17 protein-coding genes are annotated in these 21,281 nt (G+C 68.1%); 11 read left to right on the top strand and 6 right to left on the bottom strand.

All coding sequences use genetic code 11. The annotated features are described in order from the left end of the window. Nucleotides 1–38: 38 nt before the first annotated feature. The 10 genes from E0497_RS19275 (at nucleotide 39) to tgt (ending at nucleotide 12,339) form a co-directional block, all read left to right on the top strand. Nucleotides 39–722 (top strand): MOSC domain-containing protein, encoded by a 684-nt coding sequence (locus E0497_RS19275; protein WP_137726417.1) that lies wholly within the window; start codon nucleotides 39–41, stop codon nucleotides 720–722. A 52-nt stretch (nucleotides 723–774) separates the two neighbouring features. Then, nucleotides 775–1,227, top strand: coding sequence for a MarR family winged helix-turn-helix transcriptional regulator (locus E0497_RS19270; protein ID WP_137726416.1), 453 nt, complete (start codon nucleotides 775–777; stop codon nucleotides 1,225–1,227). Then, on the top strand, nucleotides 1,224–2,459 hold the full coding sequence (locus E0497_RS19265; protein ID WP_137726415.1) for an MFS transporter: 1,236 nt from the start codon (nucleotides 1,224–1,226) through the stop codon (nucleotides 2,457–2,459). The genes E0497_RS19270 and E0497_RS19265 overlap by 4 nt, the downstream gene beginning before the upstream one ends. A 46-nt stretch (nucleotides 2,460–2,505) precedes the next feature. Beyond that, complete coding sequence (locus E0497_RS19260; RefSeq protein WP_137726414.1) at nucleotides 2,506–2,961, top strand: RrF2 family transcriptional regulator; 456 nt, start codon at nucleotides 2,506–2,508, stop codon at nucleotides 2,959–2,961. 103 nt (nucleotides 2,962–3,064) lie between these two features. Then, the gene (locus tag E0497_RS19255) at nucleotides 3,065–3,670 is read left to right on the top strand and encodes a TetR/AcrR family transcriptional regulator (protein WP_137726413.1); all 606 of its coding nucleotides are present in this window, start codon (nucleotides 3,065–3,067) and stop codon (nucleotides 3,668–3,670) included. A 28-nt stretch (nucleotides 3,671–3,698) separates the two neighbouring features. After that, nucleotides 3,699–6,032, top strand: coding sequence for an MMPL family transporter (locus E0497_RS19250; protein WP_137726412.1), 2,334 nt, complete (start codon nucleotides 3,699–3,701; stop codon nucleotides 6,030–6,032). Nucleotides 6,033–6,137: 105 nt separating this feature from the next. Then, nucleotides 6,138–7,871: an ABC transporter ATP-binding protein gene (locus E0497_RS19245; RefSeq protein ID WP_137726411.1), complete on the top strand. Its 1,734-nt coding sequence runs from the start codon at nucleotides 6,138–6,140 to the stop codon at nucleotides 7,869–7,871. Further along, entirely contained in the window at nucleotides 7,868–9,793 is a 1,926-nt protein-coding gene (locus E0497_RS19240) for an ABC transporter ATP-binding protein (RefSeq protein ID WP_137726410.1), read from the top strand. The genes E0497_RS19245 and E0497_RS19240 overlap by 4 nt, the downstream gene beginning before the upstream one ends. A 2-nt stretch (nucleotides 9,794–9,795) precedes the next feature. Beyond that, a complete protein-coding gene (locus E0497_RS19235; RefSeq protein WP_137726409.1) occupies nucleotides 9,796–10,971 on the top strand; it encodes an acyl-CoA dehydrogenase family protein in 1,176 nt (391 codons plus the stop codon). A gap of 102 nt (nucleotides 10,972–11,073) precedes the next feature. After that, complete coding sequence (gene tgt, locus E0497_RS19230) at nucleotides 11,074–12,339, top strand: tRNA guanosine(34) transglycosylase Tgt (protein WP_137726408.1); 1,266 nt, start codon at nucleotides 11,074–11,076, stop codon at nucleotides 12,337–12,339. Here the strand turns inward: tgt and E0497_RS19225 are convergent. The 3 genes from E0497_RS19225 to gluQRS all read right to left on the bottom strand — a co-directional run bounded on the left by E0497_RS19225 (nucleotide 12,306) and on the right by gluQRS (nucleotide 15,064). Continuing rightward, nucleotides 12,306–13,067, bottom strand: a complete 762-nt coding sequence (locus tag E0497_RS19225; RefSeq protein ID WP_137726407.1) for a queuosine precursor transporter — start codon at nucleotides 13,065–13,067, stop codon at nucleotides 12,306–12,308. The genes tgt and E0497_RS19225 overlap by 34 nt on opposite strands. A gap of 124 nt (nucleotides 13,068–13,191) precedes the next feature. Continuing rightward, nucleotides 13,192–14,049, bottom strand: coding sequence for a DUF2189 domain-containing protein (locus E0497_RS19220; protein ID WP_137726406.1), 858 nt, complete (start codon nucleotides 14,047–14,049; stop codon nucleotides 13,192–13,194). A gap of 85 nt (nucleotides 14,050–14,134) precedes the next feature. Further along, nucleotides 14,135–15,064 carry a tRNA glutamyl-Q(34) synthetase GluQRS gene (gluQRS, locus tag E0497_RS19215; RefSeq protein ID WP_137726405.1) on the bottom strand — a complete coding sequence of 310 codons (930 nt, stop codon included), beginning with the start codon at nucleotides 15,062–15,064 and terminating at the stop codon, nucleotides 14,135–14,137. 176 nt (nucleotides 15,065–15,240) lie between these two features. On the opposite strand from gluQRS, the gene ctaD reads away from it, so the two are divergent. Further along, nucleotides 15,241–17,034, top strand: coding sequence for an aa3-type cytochrome oxidase subunit I (gene ctaD / locus E0497_RS19210; protein ID WP_194150335.1), 1,794 nt, complete (start codon nucleotides 15,241–15,243; stop codon nucleotides 17,032–17,034). A 16-nt stretch (nucleotides 17,035–17,050) separates the two neighbouring features. On the opposite strand, the gene E0497_RS19205 is transcribed toward ctaD, so the two are convergent. Genes E0497_RS19205 through E0497_RS19195 form a run of 3 tightly spaced genes read right to left on the bottom strand, consistent with a single transcriptional unit; the run spans nucleotide 17,051 to nucleotide 20,683 of the window. After that, nucleotides 17,051–18,109 (bottom strand): ABC transporter ATP-binding protein, encoded by a 1,059-nt coding sequence (locus E0497_RS19205; protein WP_137726403.1) that lies wholly within the window; start codon nucleotides 18,107–18,109, stop codon nucleotides 17,051–17,053. Then, on the bottom strand, nucleotides 18,106–19,662 hold the full coding sequence (locus E0497_RS19200; RefSeq protein ID WP_137726402.1) for an ABC transporter permease: 1,557 nt from the start codon (nucleotides 19,660–19,662) through the stop codon (nucleotides 18,106–18,108). The genes E0497_RS19205 and E0497_RS19200 overlap by 4 nt, the downstream gene beginning before the upstream one ends. Then, nucleotides 19,646–20,683: an iron ABC transporter substrate-binding protein gene (locus tag E0497_RS19195; RefSeq protein ID WP_421958364.1), complete on the bottom strand. Its 1,038-nt coding sequence runs from the start codon at nucleotides 20,681–20,683 to the stop codon at nucleotides 19,646–19,648. Before E0497_RS19195 ends, E0497_RS19200 begins: the two co-directional genes overlap by 17 nt. Between the last annotated feature and the right edge of the window lie 598 nt (nucleotides 20,684–21,281).

Here is a 21,281-nt window from a genome sequence, read left to right as displayed (position 1 = left end):
GCCGGCCGGCGTGCGTGCCGTGAGGGAAGGAACGCCGAGTGGTGTCGGTCTTAGTCGAGCAGCTACTCACCGGCCGCGTCCGCGCGCTGCCCGGCGAGGACGCGACCAGCGGCATCTACAAGACGCCGGTCGACGGGGTGCTGTGGCTGTCGGAGACCGGGTTCACCGGCGACGAGCAGGCCGACCTGCGCCATCACGGCGGTCCGGAGAAGGCTGTCCACCACTATCCGGCCGACCACCTGCCGTTCTGGCGCGGCGAGTTGCCCGGTGCGGTCCTCGGGCCGGGCGCGTTCGGGGAGAACGTCTCCACGACCGGTGTCACGGAGGCCGACGTGTGCGTCGGTGACACGTTCACCGTCGGCACCGCGATCGTGCAGGTGTCGCAGGGGCGGCAGCCGTGCTGGAAACTGGACCGCCGCTTCGAGACCCGCGGCGTGTCACGGCGGATGCAGTCGGTCCGCAACACCGGCTGGTACTACCGGGTGCTGCAGCCCGGGCACGTGCAGTGCGGCGACCGACTCGAGCTGATCGACCGTCCCGAACCCGACTGGTCGATCGCGCGGATCCTGCGGTTGCTGTTCGACCGGCGTGCCGCCGCGGCCGACGAGTGGGCGGCGGTCAGCCGCGTCGACACCCTGTCCCCGAACTGGCGGGAGACGTTCGCGTCGCGGGTCGCGAAGGGGGCCGTCGAGGACTGGAGCAGCCGGCTCGGCGCGTCCTGACCGGCCCACCCAGGCGTATGCTTGCCGATAAGCAAGTATATGGAGGTGAGTGGTGACGGACCTCTTCGACGACGACGCCGTGACCCGGTTGCGGGTCGTGCTCGGGCGCATCGCCCGGCAGGTCGACCGCCAGACGTCGGGCGGTGAACTGACCAAGACGCAGTTCTCGATCCTCACGACCGCGGTGCGCCGCGGACCGATCGGGGCCGGCGAGATGGCCGAGATCGAATCCCTCAACCCGACGATGCTGTCCCGGATGGTCTCCAAGATGGAGGCCGGTGGGCTGCTGCAGCGCTCCGCACACCCGGACGACCGACGGTCCGTCATGGTGTCCGCGACCGACGCAGGCATCGCACTGCACACCGAACTGCGCGACAAGCGCACCCGCCTGTTCGCCGACCACCTCGCCCGACTGCCCGAGGCGAAGACCCGGGACCTCCTGGGTGCCCTACCGGCCCTCGAGGCCCTCGCCGGCGAGATGTGCCGTTCCGCGGCCCAATCGTGACCGCCGCGGCCACGCTCGGGCGTCAGACGTTCGCGGCGTTGGGCAACATCAACTTCCGGCGCTTCATCGGCGGCCAGGCGGTCTCGCTCGTCGGCACCTGGATGCAGACCATCGCGCAGTCGTGGCTGGTTCTCGAACTCACCGGGTCGGGCACCGCGATCGGTGTCGTCGTCGCGCTGCAGACCCTGCCGGTGCTGCTGCTCGGCCCGTACGGCGGGGTGATCGCCGACCGAGTCGACAAGCGCCGCTTGATGATCGGGTTGCAGTCGATCATGGGGGTGCAGGCGTTGATCCTCGGCACCCTGACGATCACCGGGGCGGTCGCGCTGTGGCACGTCTACCTGCTGGCGCTGCTCCTCGGCTTCAACCAGTGCTTCGAGAACCCGGCCCGGCACTCGTTCCTGCTCGAGATGGTGGGCCCCGACGACCTGCGCAACGCGGTCAGCCTGCAGTCGACGCTGGTGAGCGCGTCACGCATCATCGGGCCGGCGGTGGCCGGTGTGACGATCGCGGCCGGTGGTATCGGCGTGTGCTTCCTGCTCAACGCGGCCAGCTTCGTCGCCGTGGTGACATCGCTGTTGCGGCTGGACGTCGCTGCCCTGCACCGGTCCCCGCCCGCCGAACGGGCCCGCGGGCAACTACGCGAGGGCCTGCGATACGTGCGCGGCAACCGCAACCTCGCGGTGCCGCTGCTGATGATGGCGTTCATCGGCTGCCTGGCATTCGAGTTCCAGGTGGTGCTGCCGATCGTCGCCGAACACACGTTCGGCGCCGGTGCCGAGGCGTACGGCTTCATGACCGCCGCCATGGGCATCGGTTCGGTGTGCGGTGGCCTGCTCGTCGCCACCTGGGGTCGCACCGGCACCCGTGTCCTGATCGTGGCCGCCGCCGCGTTCGGGTTCGCGATCCTCGCGGCCGCCCTCGCACCCACCCTCACCCTCGAACTGATCGCGTTGGCCGTCGTCGGCGCCGCCAGCATTGCCTTCAACTCCACCACCAACAGCACCCTCCAACTCGAGGCCGACCCGCAGATGCGTGGCCGCGTCATGGCGTTGTGGTCGACGGCGTTCATCGGTTCCACCGCGGTCGGCGGACCGATCGCCGGCTGGGTCAGTCAGCAGTGGGGCGGCCGGGCCGGCCTGCTGCTCGGCGCGGTCACGTGCCTCGTCGTCGCGGCCACCGCCGCGGTAGTCGTGGGGCGGGGGAGACGCGCCGCCGTCCCTACTGGGTAACGTCGGCGGCGAATCGGACGGCGCGCGGCAACGGTGGAGGAGTGGCATGCACATCACGGCGCGAGTGGACTGCGCGGTGCGTGCCCTGACCGAGCTGGCGGCGTCGCCGTCCGGGCTCGTCAAGGCGGACGCCGTGGCTGCGGCGCAGTCGATTCCGTACAAGTTCCTCGAGTCGGTGCTCGCCGACCTGCGTCGCGCCGACCTCGTCACCAGTCGGCGCGGCCCGGACGGCGGCTACCGGTTGGCGCGTCCCGCCGCCGCCATCACGATCGCCGACGTCATCCGTGTCGTCGAGGGACCGCTGGCGTCGGTGCGCGGGGAGCGGCCCGAGGACGTGTCCTACGACGGCCCGGCCGAGTCGCTGCAGCGGGTGTGGATCGCGGTCCGCGTCAACCTGCGTGCCGTCCTCGAGAGTGTGACGATCGCCGACGTCGCGGCCGGGGCGCTGCCGGGATTCGTCGACGAGTTGAACGCCGATCCGGAGGCCTGGCACCGCCGCTGACCGCGGTCCGGCGCATGTCGGAATTGACCGATGTGTCGAATCCCACAATATTGCACGACTCTGCAACATTGCAGGGTTCTGCAATCTCGGTACTTTCGATGAAGTGAGTGAAACACTCGGTCTGCGGGACCGGAAGAAGGCCGCGACGCGCATCGCGCTCAGCGAGGCCGCCGCGCGTCTCGCCAAGGAACGGGGCATCGACGCCGTCACCGCCGACACGATCGCCGCCGCGGCGGGCGTGTCCACCCGAACCTTCCACAACTACTTCTCCTGCAAGGAAGAAGCCGTCCTGCACCACCTCGAGGCGGAGGTACTCGAGTGGGCGGACTGGCTGCGTGAGCGTCCCGCCGACGAACCGATCCTCGACTCCCTCGAACACATCGTGCTACGGGCGGTCACCGGGCCCGGCGCCGACCTCGCCGAGATGAAGGCCCTCGCCGACCTCGTCGACTCGAGCCCCACACTCCTCGCCCGCAAGATGGAGATGCACTCGCGGCTCAACCCGATGCTCGGCGAGGTCATCGCCCAGCGCACCGGCACCGACGCCGGCCGCGACATCTACCCCAACCTGCTGCACACCGTCGTCGGCGCCGCCTGCAGGGCGTCACTCGATCTGTGGCTCAGCGGCCGATCGTCCGCCACCAGTGCCGAACAGGTCGTCCGCGAGGCCTTCGACCATCTGCGTTCCGGCCTCGCCCACCCCCGGTAAGTCCCCCACCACCACGAAGGAGCGGCCCATGGCCACCTACCTCTACCGGATCGGTCGATTCGCCTACCGGCGAAAAGGCACGGTCCTGTCCATCTGGCTGGCCATCCTCGTGCTGATGGGCGTCGGCGCCGCCACCCTGTCCGGCCCGACGAAGGACTCCTTCTCCATCCCGGGCACCCCCGCGCAGCAGGCGCAGGACCTCATGTCCGAACGGTTCGGCGACCGGACGAGTGCGATGGATTCGCTGTCGGCGCGGTTCGTGTTCGCCGCCCCAGACGGGCAGACCCTCGACACGCCCGACAACCAGGCCGCGATGGATGCCGTCCTCGACAAGATCCGCGGCATCGACAGGGTCAGCGCGTCCGCCAAGGGGGAACCGGGTACGCCGGGTGCGCTCACCGACCCCGTCGTCGCCGACGCCGGCCTGCAGCAGATAGCTGTCGCGTCCGCCGCCGAACAGGGCATCCCGGAGGACGTCGCCGTCGCGAACGCGAAGGCACTGTCGCCGCTGAGTGCCGACCGCACCGTCGGCTACGTCGAAGTGCCGTTCGACGGCGACCACAGCGACGTCGACCAGGCGCTGCGCGACCGGATCCAGGACGCAGCCGACGTCGGCCGCGACGCCGGACTGAACGTCCAGCTCAGCGGCGCCGCCGCCTCCGAAGCCGAGATGCCGGGCGGGATCACCGAACTCATCGGTATCGCCGTCGCCGCCGTCGTCCTCGTCATCACGTTCGGGTCGCTCGTGGCCGCCGGCCTGCCGCTGATCACCGCGATCATCGGTGTCCTGATCGGCAGCCTCGGTATCACCGCCGCCTCCGGTTTCATGAACCTCAGCTCGATGACCCCGACCCTCGCCGTCATGATCGGTCTCGCGGTCGCGATCGACTACTCGCTGTTCATCGTCTCCCGCTTCAAACACGAACTGTCCCGCACCGACGACCGCTCCGACGCCGCGGGCCGTGCCGTCGGCACCGCCGGATCGGCCGTCGTGTTCGCCGGCCTGACCGTCATCATCGCGCTCGTCGCGTTGCGGGTCGTCGGCATCCCGTTCCTGTCCGACATGGGTGCGGCCGCCGCGTCGACGGTGTTCATCGCCGTCCTCATCGCGCTCACCCTGCTGCCCGCCGTCCTGGGCCTGTTCGGGGCGAAGGCGTTCGCCGGGCGTGTCCCCGGCCTGAACTCGCGGGACGCCGAGGGCGATGACGGCACCCGAACGTTCTCCGGTCGCTACGCGTCCGGGGTGGTCCGGCGTCCCGCGATCGGTCTGATCGCCGGGGTGCTGCTGCTCGGCGTACTCGCGATCCCGGCCGTCAAGCTGCAGTTGGCGCTGCCCAACGAGGGCAGCGGTGATCCGGCGACCAGCGCCCGCCAGGCCTACGACCTGGTGAACGAGGGCTTCGGCCCGGGCCGCAACGGGCCGCTGCTCGTCGTCGCCGACGCGCAGGACGCGACCGTGCCGGCCGGGGAAGCCTTCGGGGCCGTCGTCTCGACGATCTCCGCGCAGCCCGACGTCCTCAACGCGCAGGTGATCGGTATCAACGAGGCCGGGGACACCGCACAGATCCTGGTCACCCCGCGCAGCGGGCCGAGCGACCCGTCGACGATGGACCTCGTCGCCGACATCCGCGGCGCCGAGCCCGGTCTGCACGAACAGGTCGGAGTCAGCTTCGGTGTCACCGGTCAGACGGCGCTCGAAGGTGATGTCTCCGAGCGACTGCAGGACGCGTTGATCCCGTACCTGGCGGTGGTCGTCGGACTCGCGTTCATCCTGCTGATGCTGGTGTTCCGGTCGCTGCTGGTGCCGCTGACCGCGACCCTCGGCTTCCTGCTCAGTGTCGCCGCCACGTTCGGCGTGACCGTCGCGATCTTCCAGGAAGGCTGGGGTGGGCTGATCTCCAACGCGCAGCCGATCGTCAGCTTCATGCCGATCTTCCTCATCGGCGTCGTGTTCGGTCTCGCGATGGACTACCAGGTGTTCCTGGTGACCCGTATGCGGGAAGAGTTCGTGCACGGCGCGTCCGCGAAGGACGCCGTCTCGATCGGCTTCCAGCACGGCGCCCGCGTCGTCACCGCAGCCGCGATCATCATGATCTCGGTGTTCGCGGCGTTCATCGCCGAACCGAACTCGTTCATCAAGTCGATGGGCTTCGCGCTCGCGGCCGCCGTCTTCTTCGACGCGTTCGCCGTCCGCATGGTGATCATCCCGTCGGTGATGGCGCTGCTCGGCGACAAGGCGTGGTGGCTGCCGAAGTGGCTCGACCGGATCCTGCCGAACGTCGACATCGAGGGCGAGAAACTGGCCCGCACCCTGCAGGAGCAGGCGCCCACCACCCGGGACGCCGATCTGTCCCGAGCGTGATCCGGACACCTGCGTGAACATCACGTGACAATGGAGAGGTCGAGCCCGACGACATGGGCTCGACCTCTCTCTTTTCGCCCTTCGGATTGGTAACCTTCGCAAACCATGCTGATCAGACTTCTCGGCACCTATCTGGGGCCATACAAGCGCGACCTCGTCGGCGTCGTCTTCCTCCAACTCGTCGCCACCGGCGCCGCGCTGTATCTGCCCAGCGTCAACGCCGATCTGATCGACCACGGAGTGGCGGTCGGTGACACCGGCTACATCCTGACGGCGGGCGCGAAGATGCTCGCGGTGACCGTCGTGCAGATCATCTGCTCGATCGGTTCCGTGTACTTCGGTGCGCGCGCCGCGATGGGCTTCGGCCGTGACGTGCGTGCCGCCGTCGTCGGCCGGGCGCGGGCGTTCTCGTCCCGCGAGTTCGGCCGGTTCGGGGCGCCGTCGCTCATCACCCGCAGCACCAACGATGTGCAGCAGGTGCAGATGATGGTGGTGCTCAGCGCCACCATCCTCGTGATGGCACCGATCATGTGCGTCGGCGGCATCATCATGGCCATCCGGCAGGACGCCGGACTGTCGTGGGTGCTCGCGGTCAGTGTCCCGCTGCTGGCGCTGACGATGATCGTGCTGATCACCAAGCTGGTGCCCGAGTTCCGGACCATGCAGACCCGCATCGACGCCGTCAACCGGGTGCTGCGCGAGCAGATCACCGGTATCCGCGTGGTCCGCGCGTTCGTGCGGGAACGATCCGAGGCCGAGCGGTTCGACGACGCCAACGGCGCCCTCACCGACACCGCACTGCGGGTCGGCCGCATGATGGCGATGATGATCCCGGTCGTCATGATGATCGCGAACCTCACCAGCGTCGCGGTGTTGTGGTTCGGCGGCCACCTCATCGACGAGGGTGCGATGGGCATCGGTTCGCTGACCGCGATGCTCAGCTACATCATGCAGATCCTCATGTCGGTGCTGATGGCGTCGATGCTCGCGATCCTCGCGCCGCGTGCCGCGGTGTGCGCCGAACGCATCACCGAGGTGCTCGAGACCGAGCCGTCCGTGCTGCCGCCGGGTGCCCCGGTGTCGGTGATGCGTCAGCCCGCCCGTGTCGAACTGCGAGACGTCGAATTCCAGTACCCGGGCGCCGACGAACCGGTGCTGCGCGGCATCAGTTTCACCGCCGAACCCGGCAAGACCACCGCGATCATCGGTGCCACCGGTTCCGGCAAGACCACCCTGCTCAGTCTGATCCCGCGGTTGATCGATGTCACCGACGGCTCGGTGCAGGTGTCGTTCACCGACGTCCGCGAACTCGACCCGGAGACGCTGCGCTCCCGTATCGGCCTGGTGCCGCAGAAGCCGTTCCTGTTCTCCGGGACCGTTGCGAGCAATCTGCGCTACGGCAAGCCGGACGCCACCGACGACGAACTGTGGCGGGCCCTCGAGATCGCGCAGGCCGCCGACTTCGTCCGCGCCATGCCCGACGGCCTCGAGGCCGCGGTCTCGCAGGGCGGTACCACCGTCTCCGGCGGTCAGCGGCAGCGTCTGGCGATCGCGCGGGCCCTCGTGCGCCGTCCGTCGATCTACCTGTTCGACGACTCGTTCTCGGCGCTCGACCTGACGACCGATGCCCGACTGCGGGCCGCGTTGCGCCCCGAAACCGGGGACGCGTGCGTGATCATCGTCGCGCAGCGCGTGTCGACGATCGTCGACGCCGACCAGATCGTCGTCCTCGAGGAGGGTGTCACCGTCGGCATCGGCACCCACGCGGAACTTCTCGAGACGTGCTCGACGTACGTCGAGATCGTCGAATCCCAGCGGTCCGCCCAGGAGGCACTGTGAGCAGCACGACCCGGTCCTCCCCGCCGATCCCGGGCGGACCCGCGCCCACCGCGAAGGCCGAGAACTTCGGCGTATCGATGAAGCGGTTGCTCGGACGCTTGAGTTCGCACCGGGCCGCGGTGGTCGTGGTCCTGGTGCTCGCGATCACGTCCGTCGTGATGACGGTGATCGGCCCGCGCCTGCTCGGGCACGCCACCAACATCATCTTCGACGGTGTCGTCGGCCGGCAGTTGCCGGAGGGGCTCACCAAGGAGCAGGCCGTCGAGGCGCTGCGTGCGGGCGGGCAGAACCAGTTCGCCGACATGGTCTCCGGCATGAACGTGGTGCCCGGTGTCGGTATCGACTTCACGGCCGTCGGCCGGGTGCTGGCCCTGGTACTGGCGCTGTACGTGGTGTCGTCGGTGGTGGCGTGGGCGTCCGCGTACCTGCTCAACATCATCGTGCAGGGGGTCGTGCGCCGGCTGCGCAACGACGTCGAGCAGAAGCTCCACCGACTCCCGCTGCGCTACTTCGACACCAACTCGCGCGGTGACCTGCTCAGCCGTGTCACCAACGACATCGACAACGTGTCGCAGAGCCTGCAGCAGACCCTCAGTCAGCTGCTGACGTCGATCCTCACCGTGATCGGCATCCTCGCGATGATGATCACGATCTCGCCGCTGCTGGCGCTGATCGCGGTGCTCACGGTGCCGCTGTCGGCGGTCGTCGCCGCGATGATCGCCAAGCGGTCCAAGCCGCACTTCGCGGCGGTGTGGAAGACCACCGGTGAGCTCAACGGACAGGTCGAGGAGTCCCTCACCGGCCACGAACTCGTCACCGCGTACGGCCGTCACCGTGAGGTGCAGGCCGAATTCCAGGAGAAGAACGAGCAGCTGTACCAGTCCGGGTTCAAGGCGCAGTTCATCTCCGGCATGGTGATGCCGGCGGTCATGTTCCTCGGCAACCTCAACTACGTCGCGATCGCCGTTATCGGCGGCATGCGGGTCGCGTCGGGCACCATGACCCTCGGCGACGTGCAGGCGTTCATCCAGTACTCGCGTCAGTTCACGCAGCCGATCACCCAGATCGGGTCGATGGTGAACCTGCTGCAGTCCGGTATCGCGTCCGCCGAACGCGTGTTCGCGGTCCTCGACGAGGACGAGCAGAGCCCCGACCCGGAGCCGGCGCAGACCCCGGCCGTCGTCCGGGGTCGCGTCGAGTTCGAGGACGTCCGGTTCGGCTACGACGCGGAGACCCCGCTCATCGAGGGCCTGTCGCTCACCGCGGAGCCCGGTCAGATGGTCGCGGTCGTCGGACCGACGGGTGCCGGCAAGACCACCCTGGTGAACCTGATCATGCGGTTCTACGAGGTGGACGGCGGCCGGATCACCCTCGACGGCACCGACACCGCGCAGATGACCCGCGACGACCTGCGTTCGCGGATCGGCATGGTCCTGCAGGACACGTGGCTGTTCGGTGGCACCATCCGCGACAACATCGCATACGGCCACCCGAACGCCACCGACGAGCAGGTGTACGAGGCCGCCCGGCTGAGCTACGTCGACCGGTTCGTGCACATGCTGCCCGACGGCTACGACACCGTCATCGACGAAGAGGGCAGCAACATCTCGGCCGGCGAGAAGCAGCTGATCACGATCGCGCGGGCGTTCATCGCGCAGCCGTCGATCCTGATCCTCGACGAGGCCACCAGCTCCGTCGACACCCGCACCGAACTGCTCGTGCAGCAGGCGACGGTGGCGCTGCGCAGCGACCGCACGAGCTTCGTGATCGCGCACCGGCTGTCGACGATTCGTGACGCCGATCTGATCGTCGTCATGGACAAGGGCCGTATCGTCGAACAGGGTAGCCACGACGTGCTGCTCGAGCGGCGCGGCGCGTACTACGACCTGTACAACAGCCAGTTCGTGGGAGCGGTGGAGTAGCGATGACCATGCAGCCGTTGGACCTGTTCGGGATCGACGCCCTCCTCGACGACGAGGAACGCGACATTCAGAACACGGTCCGACGGCTGGTGGACGACCGGCTGCGGCCCCGGCTGCCGGACTGGTTCGAGCAGGGCACGCTGCCCGGCGACGACGTCCGGGAGATCGCCCGCGAACTCGGGGACCTCGGCCTGTTCGGCATGCATCTGCAGGGCTACGGGTGCGCCGGCACCAACGCCGTCTCCTACGGGCTGGCGTGCCTGGAACTCGAGGCCGGCGACAGCGGTCTGCGCAGTTTCGTGTCGGTGCAGGGATCGCTGTCGATGTTCTCGATCCACCGGTTCGGGTCGGAGGAACAGAAGCAGCAGTGGCTGCCGCGGCTCGCGTCGGGGGAGGTCCTCGGCTGCTTCGGCCTCACCGAACCGGACTTCGGGTCCAACCCGTCCGGCATGCGGACCCGCGCCCGCCGTGACGGCGGCGACTGGATCCTCGACGGCACCAAGATGTGGATCACCAACGGCGGCCTCGCCGACGTCGCGACGGTGTGGGCGCAGACCGACGACGGCGTGCGTGGTTTCCTGGTGCCCACGGGCACCCCCGGTTTCACGGCGAACACCGTCACCCACAAGCTGTCGATGCGGGCGTCGGTCACCTCGGAGCTGGTGCTCGACGGGGTCCGGGTGCCGGCGTCGGCGCAGCTGCCGGAGGCGCGGGGCCTGCGGGCACCGCTGTCGTGCCTGAACGAGGCCCGGTTCGGGATCGTGTTCGGGGCGCTCGGCGCGGCCCGTGACAGCCTCGAGACGGCCATCGTGTATGCCGGAACCCGAGAGGTGTTCGACCGCCCCCTCGCCGGATACCAGTTGACGCAGGAGAAACTCGCCGACATGACCCTCGAACTCGGCAAGGGCATGCTGCTCGCGCTGCAGCTGGGCCGGATCAAGGACCGCGGCGAGATCACCCCCGACCAGATCAGCGTCGGCAAACTCAACAACGTCCGCGAGGCCATCACCATCGCCCGCGAATGCCGCACCATCCTCGGCGCCAACGGCATCACCCTCGAATACTCGCCGCTGCGGCACGCCAACAACCTCGAATCGGTTCTCACCTACGAGGGCACCAGCGAAATGCATCTGCTGTCGATCGGGCGGGCCCTCACGGGGCACGCGGCGTTCCGGTGACAGGTGTTCGGTGTTCGGTATCGCCCGAACACCGAACGGTTTGTGATTCGTGCTGGTCACTGCTCGCCGGGCCGGGTGAGCCGGCTGTGGCACCATGGCCGGGTGACTGATGTAGTGCCGACCCCGCCCGACCCGTTCTTCACTGTCGGCACCCGTCTGCCCGACCGGTTGGGGCGCACCGGCGTCATCCACACCCCGCACGGCGAGATCCGGACGCCCGCGTTCATCGCGGTCGGCACCAAGGCGACGGTGAAGGCGGTGCTGCCGGAGTCGATGAAGGATCTGGGGGCGCAGGCGGTCCTCGCGAACGCGTACCACCTGTATCTGCAGCCGGGATCGGACATCGTCGACGAGGCCGGCGGGTTCGGCAAGTTCATGAACTGGGACGGGCCCACGTTCACCGACAGCGGTGGTTTCCAGGTGATGTCCCTCGGGGTCGGGTTCAAGAAGGTGCTCGCGATGGAGTCCGTCGGCGTGCAGTCCGACGACGTCATCGCGTCCGGCAAGGAGCGGTTGGCGCGCGTCGACGACGACGGGGTGACGTTCAAGTCGCATCTGGACGGGTCGTCGCACCGGTTCACCCCTGAGGTGTCGATGCGGATCCAGCACGAGCTCGGTGCCGACATCATGTTCGCGTTCGACGAGTTGACGACGCTGATGAACACTCGCGGCTATCAGGAACGGTCGGTGGAGCGGACGCAGGCGTGGGCGGTGCGGTGCATCGCCGAACACGAGAAGCAGACCGCGGAGCGTGCGCACCGGCCCTACCAGGCGCTGTTCGGGGTGGTGCAGGGCGCGCAGTACGAGGATCTGCGCCGGCAGGCGGCCCGCGGTCTGGAGTCGATCACCGGTGCCAGTGGCCGCGGTTTCGACGGCTACGGCATCGGCGGTGCCCTCGAGAAGCAGAACCTCGGCACCATCGTCCGCTGGGTCGTCGAGGAGTTGCCCGAGCACAAGCCGCGGCACATGCTCGGCATCAGCGAACCCGACGACATGTTCGTCGCGATCGAGAACGGCGCCGACACGTTCGACTGCGTCAACCCGTCCCGTGTCGCCCGCAACGCCGCGATCTACCACCCGGACGGCCGCTTCAACATCAACACGGCACGGTTCCGTCGGGACTTCACCCCGATCGACGACGAGTGCGACTGCTACACGTGCGCCCACTACACCCGCGCCTACATTCATCACCTGTTCAAGGCGAAGGAGATGCTCGCCTCGACGCTCTGCACCATCCACAACGAGCGGTTCACGGTCCGCCTCGTCGACCGGATCCGGGACAGCATCGACGGCGGCTACTTCGACGAATACAAGGCCGAGATGCTGGGCCGGTTCTACAGCAGCCGGCCGTCGGCGACGGGCGTGTAGCCGGGCTCGCGGCTCTTCACGAACGCGATCACCCGGTACGTCACCGGCATCACGGCGATCTCGACGAGCGTCTTCCACAGGATGCCGACGATCACGTAGTTGAGGAAGTCCTCCCACGTGGAGATGCCGATCGCGCCGGCGGCGATGGAGCAGAAGATGACGGTGTCGGCGAATTCGCCGACGACGGTGGAGCCGATCAGCCGCGCCCACAGGTGCTTCTCGCGGGTGCGTTCCTTGATGAGGACGAGGACCGCCGAGTTGAGCAGCTGGCCGACGAGGTAGCCGGCGAGCCCGGCGATCAGGATGCGCGGCACCACACCGACGACGGCGTCGAATGCGGCCTCGTTGCCGTAGAAGTCGGCGGCCGGCAACTGCTGGGTGAGCCAGAAGCTGGCGGTGGCCAGCAGCATCGCCCCGAAGCCGATGTAGATGGCGCGGCGGGTGGCCTTGAAGCCGTACACCTCGCTGAGGACGTCGCCGACGACGTACGCGAGGGGGAACAGGAAGAAACCACCGTCGGTGATGATCGGCAGGACCTGCAGCGGGCCGAGGGTGACGTCGTGGCCGGTGAAGAAGGCGACACCCTTGGTGGCGCAGATGTTGGAGATCAGCAGCGTCACCGCGAACAGGGCCACCAGGGTGGCGTAGTGGCCGCGGCTGACGAGCGCGAATGCGGCCGGGTCGGACGATGACGGGGTGGACTGGCGCGGCTGTACTGACTCTGTCACCGCGCCATCCAAGCACCCGGGGCGATGTGACGTGCTCCGCACCCCGAACGCTGCCCGTTTTACGCACGTAGCGCGGTCCCGGACGGCATCCGGGCCGCGCTACGTGCGCAAAACGGTTGGTTTTCTACTGGTAGACGGGTCCGCCGACGGTGACGCGGTACGCGTACGTGGAGGCGAGGATCGTGACCGGGATGCTCACGAGCAGGCCGATGCCGCACAACAGTGCACCGACGATGTTGAGGCCGAACAGTGTGAGCGCGAGCAGCAGCAGGGTGCCCCCGTTCGACGCGATCGCGCCGAAGCTGGACTTGATCGCGGTGATCGCGTCCTGGTCCTGGTCGACGACGAACTCGAGCGTCCACCACGTCAGGAAGGCGATGACGATGCCCGGGATGACGAGCAGGACGAACCCGATGCCGGTCATCACGCCCACGAGGAAGCTCGCGAGGATGATCGCTCCGACGTTCTTGAACTCGAAGAACGACGCGAATCCGGGCGGACGTCCGTCCGTCTCGTGCAGCGCACCGCGGATGAGGGCGGCCGAGATCAGGTAACCGACGACGATCGAGACGATGTTGCCGATGATCTGCCAGAGACTGAACGACGCGCTCGTCAGATCACCGAGATCGTCGTAGTCGCGGCCGATGGTCCACGGCAGCGACACGACGATCGAGATCACCGCGGCAACGACGAGGATGCCGACCCAGACACCGGCGTTGGCCGTGAACTTCTTCCAGCCGTACGAGAGGGCGGCGCCCACGGACAGGCCGCCGGGCGGGGGGCCGACCGGCTGCTGACCGAAACCGGGGCCGAAGGCCGGCGGGGGCGGCGGGTAGTTGCCGGGCGGCGGCGGGAACCCGCCCTGCGGCGGCGGGTAGTTGCCCTGCGGCGGCGGGTAACTGCCGGGCGGGGGAGTGGCGCCGGGCCGCGGCTCGTTGCCGCTGTCGGGGTTCTGGTTCGGGTCGTGTCCACCAGTGGTCATGGCTGCACCTGGGTTTCGTCGGGGAGCGGCGAATATCGATCTTGCGATCCCACAGCCTACGTGGCAAATGGTCGGTTTGTGTGTGTTACGGGGCCGAGATTTCCGGTGTGAAGATCCACGGCCCCGTCGGGAGGGCGTGCGGGTCCCAGCGGTCGAGCAACTGTGCGACGGTGACCGCCTCGTGTGGGGATGCCAGTCCCAGCGAGGCCGCGAGTGCGGTGAGGACATCGGTGGGGGTGCGGCCGAGGGCGACCTGGTCGGCGAGAGTGACGGCCCCGTCGCGTTTGGCCAGACGCTTGCCGTCGGTGCCCAGGGCGAGCGGGACGTGCGCGTACGTCGGTGCGGGCAGGCCGAGCAGTCCGGCCAGATAGGCCTGGCGGGGGGCCGACGACAGCAGGTCGTCGCCGCGCACCACCTGATCGATGCCCTGTGCGGCGTCGTCGACGACGACCGCGAGGTTGTAGGCGGGGACCCCGTCGCCGCGGCGCAGGACCAGGTCGTCGACGGTGCCGGTGTACCGGCCGTGGAGTTCGTCGTCGACGGTGAACGTGTCGACGTCGGACCGCAGCCGGATCGCGGGCGGACGTCCGCTCGCGCGACGTTCGGCCCGGTCGGTGTCGGTGAGATTGCGGCATGTGCCCGGGTAGGCGCCGGCGGGGGCGTGCGGGGCGGCGGCAGCCTCGAGGATTTCCCTTCGCGTGCAGAAGCATTCGTAGGTCAGTCCGGTCCGCTGCAACCGGGCGATCGCGGCGTCGTAGATCGGGAGTCGTGCGGACTGGCGGACCACTTCGCCGTCCCAGTCCAGGCCGAGGGCGGTCAGGTCGTCGAGTTGCCGTTGTTCCGCACCGGGACGCACCCGGTCCAGGTCCTCGACACGGACGACGAATCGGCGTCCGGTCGCGCGGGCGAACAGCCATGCGAGTAGCGCGGTGCGGAGGTTGCCGAGGTGCAGGTCGCCCGACGGGCTCGGGGCGAAACGTCCTGCATGCGTCGAATTGTCGGCATTGTTCAGCATTACTGCAGCCTATCGACCGGTTCGGAATCCGTAGCCAACCCCGGCGGGAAGGCGTAGCGTCCACAGTGCTGAGTCCGTGCCGGTCGTCGTCCTGCCCGTTGCTCGTCGCAGACTGCTCCGGTACCGATCTCGAGGGGGCGTGCCCGGTGACGGGCCGCGAGTTCAGGAGGTCTCCGGTGGCGACTGTCGCATCCGAACCCGTTGCCGTTCGGCCCCATCCGCCGCGATGGGCCCGAAAAGGCGAGTTCATCTACAAGATGATCACGACGACCGATCCCAAGCAGTTGGGGATCATGTATCTGGTCACGTCGATGGCCTTCTTCATGTTCGGTGGTCTGCTCGCGCTGCTGATGCGCGTCGAGTTGGCCCGGCCGGGGCTGCAGTTCCTGTCCAACGAGCAGTTCAACCAGTTGTTCACGATGCACGGCACGATCATGTTGCTGCTGTATGCGACCCCGATCGTGTTCGGTTTCGCGAATTACATTCTGCCGCTGCAGATCGGTGCTCCCGATGTGGCGTTCCCGCGGCTCAATGCGTTCAGTTACTGGGCGTATCTGTTCGGTGGTCTCATCGCGGTGGCCGGCTTCGTCACCCCCGGCGGTGCCGCCGATTTCGGGTGGACGGCGTACACGCCGCTCTCGGACATCGTGCACTCGCCCGGGTTGGGGGCGAACCTGTGGATCATGGGCCTCGCGCTCAGCGGTCTCGGCACGATTCTCGGTGGCGTCAACATGATCACCACGGTGATCTGTCTGCGGGCTCCGGGGATGACGATGTTCCGGATGCCGATCTTCACGTGGAACATCTTCATCACGAGCATCCTGGTGCTGCTGGTGTTCCCGCTGCTGACCGCGGCGTTGATGGGCCTGTTCGCGGATCGTGTCCTCGGGGCGCACGTGTTCGACCCGGCCACCGGCGGGACCCTGTTGTGGCAGCACCTGTTCTGGTTCTTCGGGCATCCCGAGGTGTATGTCGTGGCGTTGCCGTTCTTCGGTATCGTCTCGGAGATCTTCCCGGTGTTCTCCCGGAAGCCGATCTTCGGTTACACGGGTCTGGTGTACGCGACGATCTCCATCGCGGCACTGTCCGTGGCGGTGTGGGCGCACCACATGTACGCCACGGGCGCGGTGCTGCTGCCGTTCTTCTCGTTCATGACGTTCCTCATCGCGGTGCCGACCGGGGTGAAGTTCTTCAACTGGATCGGCACCATGTGGCGCGGTCAGCTCTCGTTCGAGACCCCGATGCTGTTCTCGCTGGGGTTCCTCGTCACCTTCCTGTTCGGCGGTCTGACCGGTGTGCTGCTGGCCAGCCCGGTGCTCGACTTCCACGTCACCGACTCGTACTTCGTGGTCGCGCACTTCCACTACGTGCTGTTCGGGACGATCGTGTTCGCCACCTACGCCGGCATCTACTTCTGGTTCCCCAAGATGACCGGACGGATGATGGACGAACGATTGGGCGTGTGGCACTTCTGGCTGACGTTCCTCGGCTTCCACACCACGTTCCTCGTCCAGCACTGGCTCGGCAACGAGGGCATGCCCCGCCGGTATGCCGACTACCTGTCGTCCGACGGCTTCACCACCCTCAACACGATCTCCACGATCGGCTCGTTCATCCTGGGGTCGTCGCTGTTGCCGTTCGTGTGGAACGTGTTCAAGAGCTACCGGTACGGCCAGGTCGTCACCGTCGACGATCCGTGGGGCTACGGCAACTCCCTGGAGTGGGCGACGAGCTGCCCGCCGCCGCGGCACAACTTCACCGAACTGCCCCGGATCCGGTCGGAGCGTCCGGCGTTCGAGCTGCACTACCCGCACATGGTCGAGCGGATCCGGGCCGAGTCCCACGTCGGTCCGGGGGCCCACAAGTATCAGATGGCGGAGGTCGTCGAGAGCAGCGACCGGGAGGCGGACAGTGATCGCACCCCGCCGCCGGAAGGGGAGCGGCACGGCCGACCCGACGGCGACGCCTGAAGCGTCGCGGGACCCGTCACGCCGTATCGCCGGTGGGTGGGAACGCCACGCCGCGACCGTGTACCTCGACGCTCACCCGGGTGCCGACGGCCGGTGTCCGGGTACTGGACTGCCGGACCCGGATCTCGGTGCCGGAGTCGAGTGTGATGTCGAGTATCGAGGGTGCGCCGAGGAATTCGGTGCGGGTCACCGTGCCGATGCCGGAACCGTCCACCACTTCGGTCGCCACGATCTGTTCGGGCCGTAGCATCAGTCGTGCCGGACCGTGAATGATGCTGTCGCGTACCGGGATCCGTCCCAGGACGCACGACGCGACACCGTCGGCGACCTCCGTCGGCAGCAGCACGCACTCGCCGAGGAATCGGGCGGTGAAATCGTCGACGGGCGAGTGGTAGAGCTGCTCGGGCGTGCCGATCTGGGTGAAGCGTCCGGTGCGCATCACCGCGACCTGGCTTGCGAACGTCAGCGCCTCCTCCTGGTCGTGGGTGACCAGCAGGGTCGTCACGCCGGCCGCGCCGAGGGTGGCGGCCACCGATGTGCGGGTCGTCACCCGCAGTCCGGCGTCGAGGGCGCTGAACGGCTCGTCGAGCAGCATCACCTCCGGGTCGCGGGCCAGCGCCCGCGCCAGCGCGACCCGCTGCTGCTGGCCGCCGGACAGCTCGTGGGGGCGTCGTCGCCCGTACGACGCGTCGAGCGAGACCATGTCCAGCAGTTCGGTGACGCGGCGTTCGGATGCCCGTCGGCCGCCGAACCGGGATCCGGGGAGCCCGTACGCGATGTTCCCGGCGACGGTCAGGTGGGGGAACAGTGCACCGTCCTGCGCGACGTATCCGACGCGGCGTCGGTGTGCGGGCACCATCCGGTCCCGGTCGGCGACGACGGCCCCGGCGATCGACACCGTCCCGTCGTCGGGGCGTTCGAATCCGGCGATGATCCGCAGCAGGGTGGTCTTGCCGCAGCCCGACGAGCCGACGACGGCGGTGATGGAACCGTGTGCCACGTCGAGGCTCACGCCGCGCAGTACGTCGGTCGGTCCGAACGACTTCGACACCTGGTCGATCACGATCTCGCTCATGCGCCGGCCGCCTTCCGGGATTGACTGAACAACAGGTAGGTCATCGGCAACGAGAGGACGATCATCAGCAGCGCGTACGGTGCCGCGGCCGCGTAGTCGAGTTCGCTGGTGAGCGACCAGAACCGGGTCGACAGGGTACGGGTGCCGTTGGGGGCGAGCAGCAGGGTCGCGGTCAGTTCCGTCGCGATCGCCATGAACACGAGGGCGGCCCCGACGGCGGCGGACGGCGCCGTCAGCCGCAGCGTCACCCGTAGGAATGTCCGCCACGGCGGCCTGCCGAGTGCGGCCGACGCCTCCTCCAGGCCCACCGGGACCTGGGCGAGCCCGGCGCGCAGCGACACCAGCGCCCGCGGCAGGAACATCAGGACGTACGCGACGATCACCAGGATCGTGGTCTGGTACAGCGGATTCGCGTACCGGATGGTGACGGTGATCAGGGCGAGTGCGGTGACGATGCCCGGCAGTGAGCTGGTGACGTAGTTGGTGCCCTCGACGATCCTGCTGAACACGCCGGGCCGACGGATCGCCAGCCATGCGACGGGGAACGCGAGGGCCGTCGCGACCAGGGCGCCGACCACCCCGAAGGTGAGGGTCTGGGACAGCGCCGGCCACAGCGGCGCTTCCTGCCACACGGCGGGGCCGCCGATTCGTAGCCACCGCACGATGGTCCACAGCGGAACCCCGAGCGCCGACACGGTCAGTGCGACGAGCGCGAGCGCCGCGGGCACGGCGCCGAACCGGAGTCGGCTCCGCGGTGCGCTGCGGGGCGCGCCGGCGCCGATGCGGGCGTAGCGGGCGGACCCGCGGGCCGCGGACTCGGAGACGAGCAGCACCAGGCAGCACACCACGAGCACGCCGGCGAGCATGCTGCCGGCGGCGCCGTTGAACGTGGACTGGAACTGTTCGAGGATCGCGGTGGTGAACGTGTCGAACCGCAGCATCGCGAAGGCGCCGTACTCGGCGAGCAGATGCAGGCCGATCAGCAGCGCCCCACCGAGGACGGGCAGTCGCAGTTGCGGCAGGACGACCCGGAAGAACACCGCCCACGGCCCGGAGCCGAGGGCCCGGGCCGATTCCTCGACCGCGGGGTCGAGGCGTCGCAGTGTCGCCGCGACGGGCAGCGCAACCAGCGGGAAGTAGGAGAGGGTGGCGACGAGGACACCGGACCACAGTCCGTGCAGGGACGGGATCACCGTCACCCAGGCGTAGCTGTTGACGAACGCGGGGACGGCCAGTGGTGCGGCGAGAACCGGTCCCCACCAACGGAATCCGAACACGGTGGTGCGTTCCACGAGCCAGGCCGCGCCGACGCCGAGCGTGACGCAGATCGGGAGGGTGACGACCACGAGGGAGACTGTGTTCACGAGGAGTTCGCCGACGCGGGGACGGAAGATCAGCGCGGACGCCGTCTCCCACCCGACATCGATCGCGGTGACGACGACGTAGCCGAGGGGGATCAGCGTGACGGCCACGAGAGCCGTCACGATCAGGGCGAGAAGCAGCGGGGGACGGGGTCGGGCCCGTCCCCCGAGCCGGTCAGATGAGACCGGCATCCGTCATCAGCTGGGTGACTTTCTTGCTGTTGAGCTTCGACGGATCCACGACGGGCGCCTGCAGGTCCGCGAGCGGGACCAGCTTCGGGTTGGCGGTGACACCGCTGCCGACCGGGTACTCGAACGACGTGCCGGTCTGCAGGATCTCCTGGCCGGCCTTACCGGTGATGTACTTCAGGAACGCCTGCGCGGCGGCCGAGTTCTTGCTGGACTGCAGGACTCCGCCACCGGAGATGCTGACGAAAGCGCCCGGATCCTCGTTCTCGAAGTAGTGCAGCTCGGTGTTCTTGCTGTTCTCACCGGTCTTGGCCTGGTCGCCGAACCAGTAGTACTGGTAGATGATGCCGCCGTCGATCTCGCCGGCGTTGACGGCCTTCATCACCGTGGAGTTGCCCTTGTAGGGGACCGCGTTCTCCTTCATCCCGGCCAGCCACTGCTGCGTGGCGTCCTCGCCCTTCAGTTCGAGCAGGGCGCTGACGATGGCCTGGAAGTCGGCGCCGGACGGGGATGCACCCCAGCGGCCCTTCCACTCGGGGTTCTGCAGGTCCAGCAGCGACGTGGGCAGCTGGTCGGCGGTGAGCTTGTCCTTGTTGTAGACGAACACTGTGGAGCGGGCGGCGATGCCGGTCCACTTGCCGGTGGACGGCCGGAACCGCGTCGGCACCTGCTCGAGCGTTGCGGCGTCGACGTCGGCGAACTGTCCGGCATTCTCGACGAGCGCCATCGCCGGCGAGTTCTCGGTGAGGAAGACGTCGGCGGGGGAGGACTTCCCCTCGGCGACGATCTGGTTCGCGAGCTCGGTGTCCGAGCCGTTGCGGAGGGTGACCTCGACGCCCGTCTCCGCGGTGAAGCCGTCGACCCATTCCTGGGTGAGCGACTCGTGCTGCGCGTTGTAGACGGTGATCGCGCCGGACGGTGCGCCGGAGGCGGCGGTGTTCGAGGTGTCGGTGCCCGAGTCCGAGTCGCTCGAGCAGGCGGTGATCCCCACCAGCGTCGACGCGAGGAACGCCGCACCCACCATCCTCTTCCACGTTCTTGCCATGTCGGGCCTCTCGTCGCCCCCACCGGCACTTCCAGTGAGGTATGGCTAACCAACATACATGGGGAGTGGTGGTGGCGGTCACCCTGCGGCGAGACGTGGGAGGTATGCCCTTTTCGGGGGCGGGGAATGGAGAAAGCCCCCGGTGACTGAGTCACCGGGGGCTTTCTGTGGCGGAGGATAGGGGATTTGAACTGACGATGGCCCGCCTGCATCGAGCTACGGGTGGAGGCTCAAAACAGCCTCTAACCTGGTGATTCTCCTGTCATCGGCGCGCCAATCGAGCATCTGGATACATGCCGATGCAATAGCGGTGTTGCATGAGCTGTTGCATGGCCTCACGACAGCAATCCCGCGAACCTGTCTGACGCTCCCCGCTGCATCGTCGGTGTCACATGGGAGTAGGTGTTCATCGTCATGGAGATATCGCGGTGCCCAAGCCGCTCCTGCACCACCTCCCTGCGTGTCAGGGTGAGTTGAGTCCAGAGGTTCACAGCAACCCCGCCAGCAGGGCGAGATACGGATCAACCCCACCATGACGATTTCCACCACCGCCCCGGTCCAGGACAATAACCGAATG

It is taken from the genome of Prescottella subtropica, from assembly GCF_005434945.1.
In the GTDB taxonomy this organism is placed as follows: domain Bacteria; phylum Actinomycetota; class Actinomycetes; order Mycobacteriales; family Mycobacteriaceae; genus Prescottella; species Prescottella subtropica.
The sequence above is the reverse complement of the archived record's forward strand: the minus strand, read 5'-3'. Positions and strand labels throughout refer to the sequence as shown.

What these genes read in the sequence shown, in the direction of transcription:
- E0497_RS19260 (WP_137726414.1), top strand. Translation starts at nt 2,506, where the DNA reads ATGCACATCACGGCGCGAGTGGACTGCGCGGTGCGTGCCCTGACCGAG.
- E0497_RS19250 (WP_137726412.1), top strand. Translation starts at nt 3,699, where the DNA reads ATGGCCACCTACCTCTACCGGATCGGTCGATTCGCCTACCGGCGAAAA.
- E0497_RS19245 (WP_137726411.1), top strand. Translation starts at nt 6,138, where the DNA reads ATGCTGATCAGACTTCTCGGCACCTATCTGGGGCCATACAAGCGCGAC.
- E0497_RS19235 (WP_137726409.1), top strand. Translation starts at nt 9,796, where the DNA reads ATGACCATGCAGCCGTTGGACCTGTTCGGGATCGACGCCCTCCTCGAC.
- E0497_RS19220 (WP_137726406.1), bottom strand. Translation starts at nt 14,049, where the DNA reads ATGACCACTGGTGGACACGACCCGAACCAGAACCCCGACAGCGGCAAC.
- gluQRS (WP_137726405.1), bottom strand. Translation starts at nt 15,064, where the DNA reads ATGCTGAACAATGCCGACAATTCGACGCATGCAGGACGTTTCGCCCCG.
- E0497_RS19205 (WP_137726403.1), bottom strand. Translation starts at nt 18,109, where the DNA reads ATGAGCGAGATCGTGATCGACCAGGTGTCGAAGTCGTTCGGACCGACC.
- E0497_RS19200 (WP_137726402.1), bottom strand. Translation starts at nt 19,662, where the DNA reads ATGCCGGTCTCATCTGACCGGCTCGGGGGACGGGCCCGACCCCGTCCC.
- E0497_RS19195 (WP_421958364.1), bottom strand. Translation starts at nt 20,683, where the DNA reads ATGGTGGGTGCGGCGTTCCTCGCGTCGACGCTGGTGGGGATCACCGCC.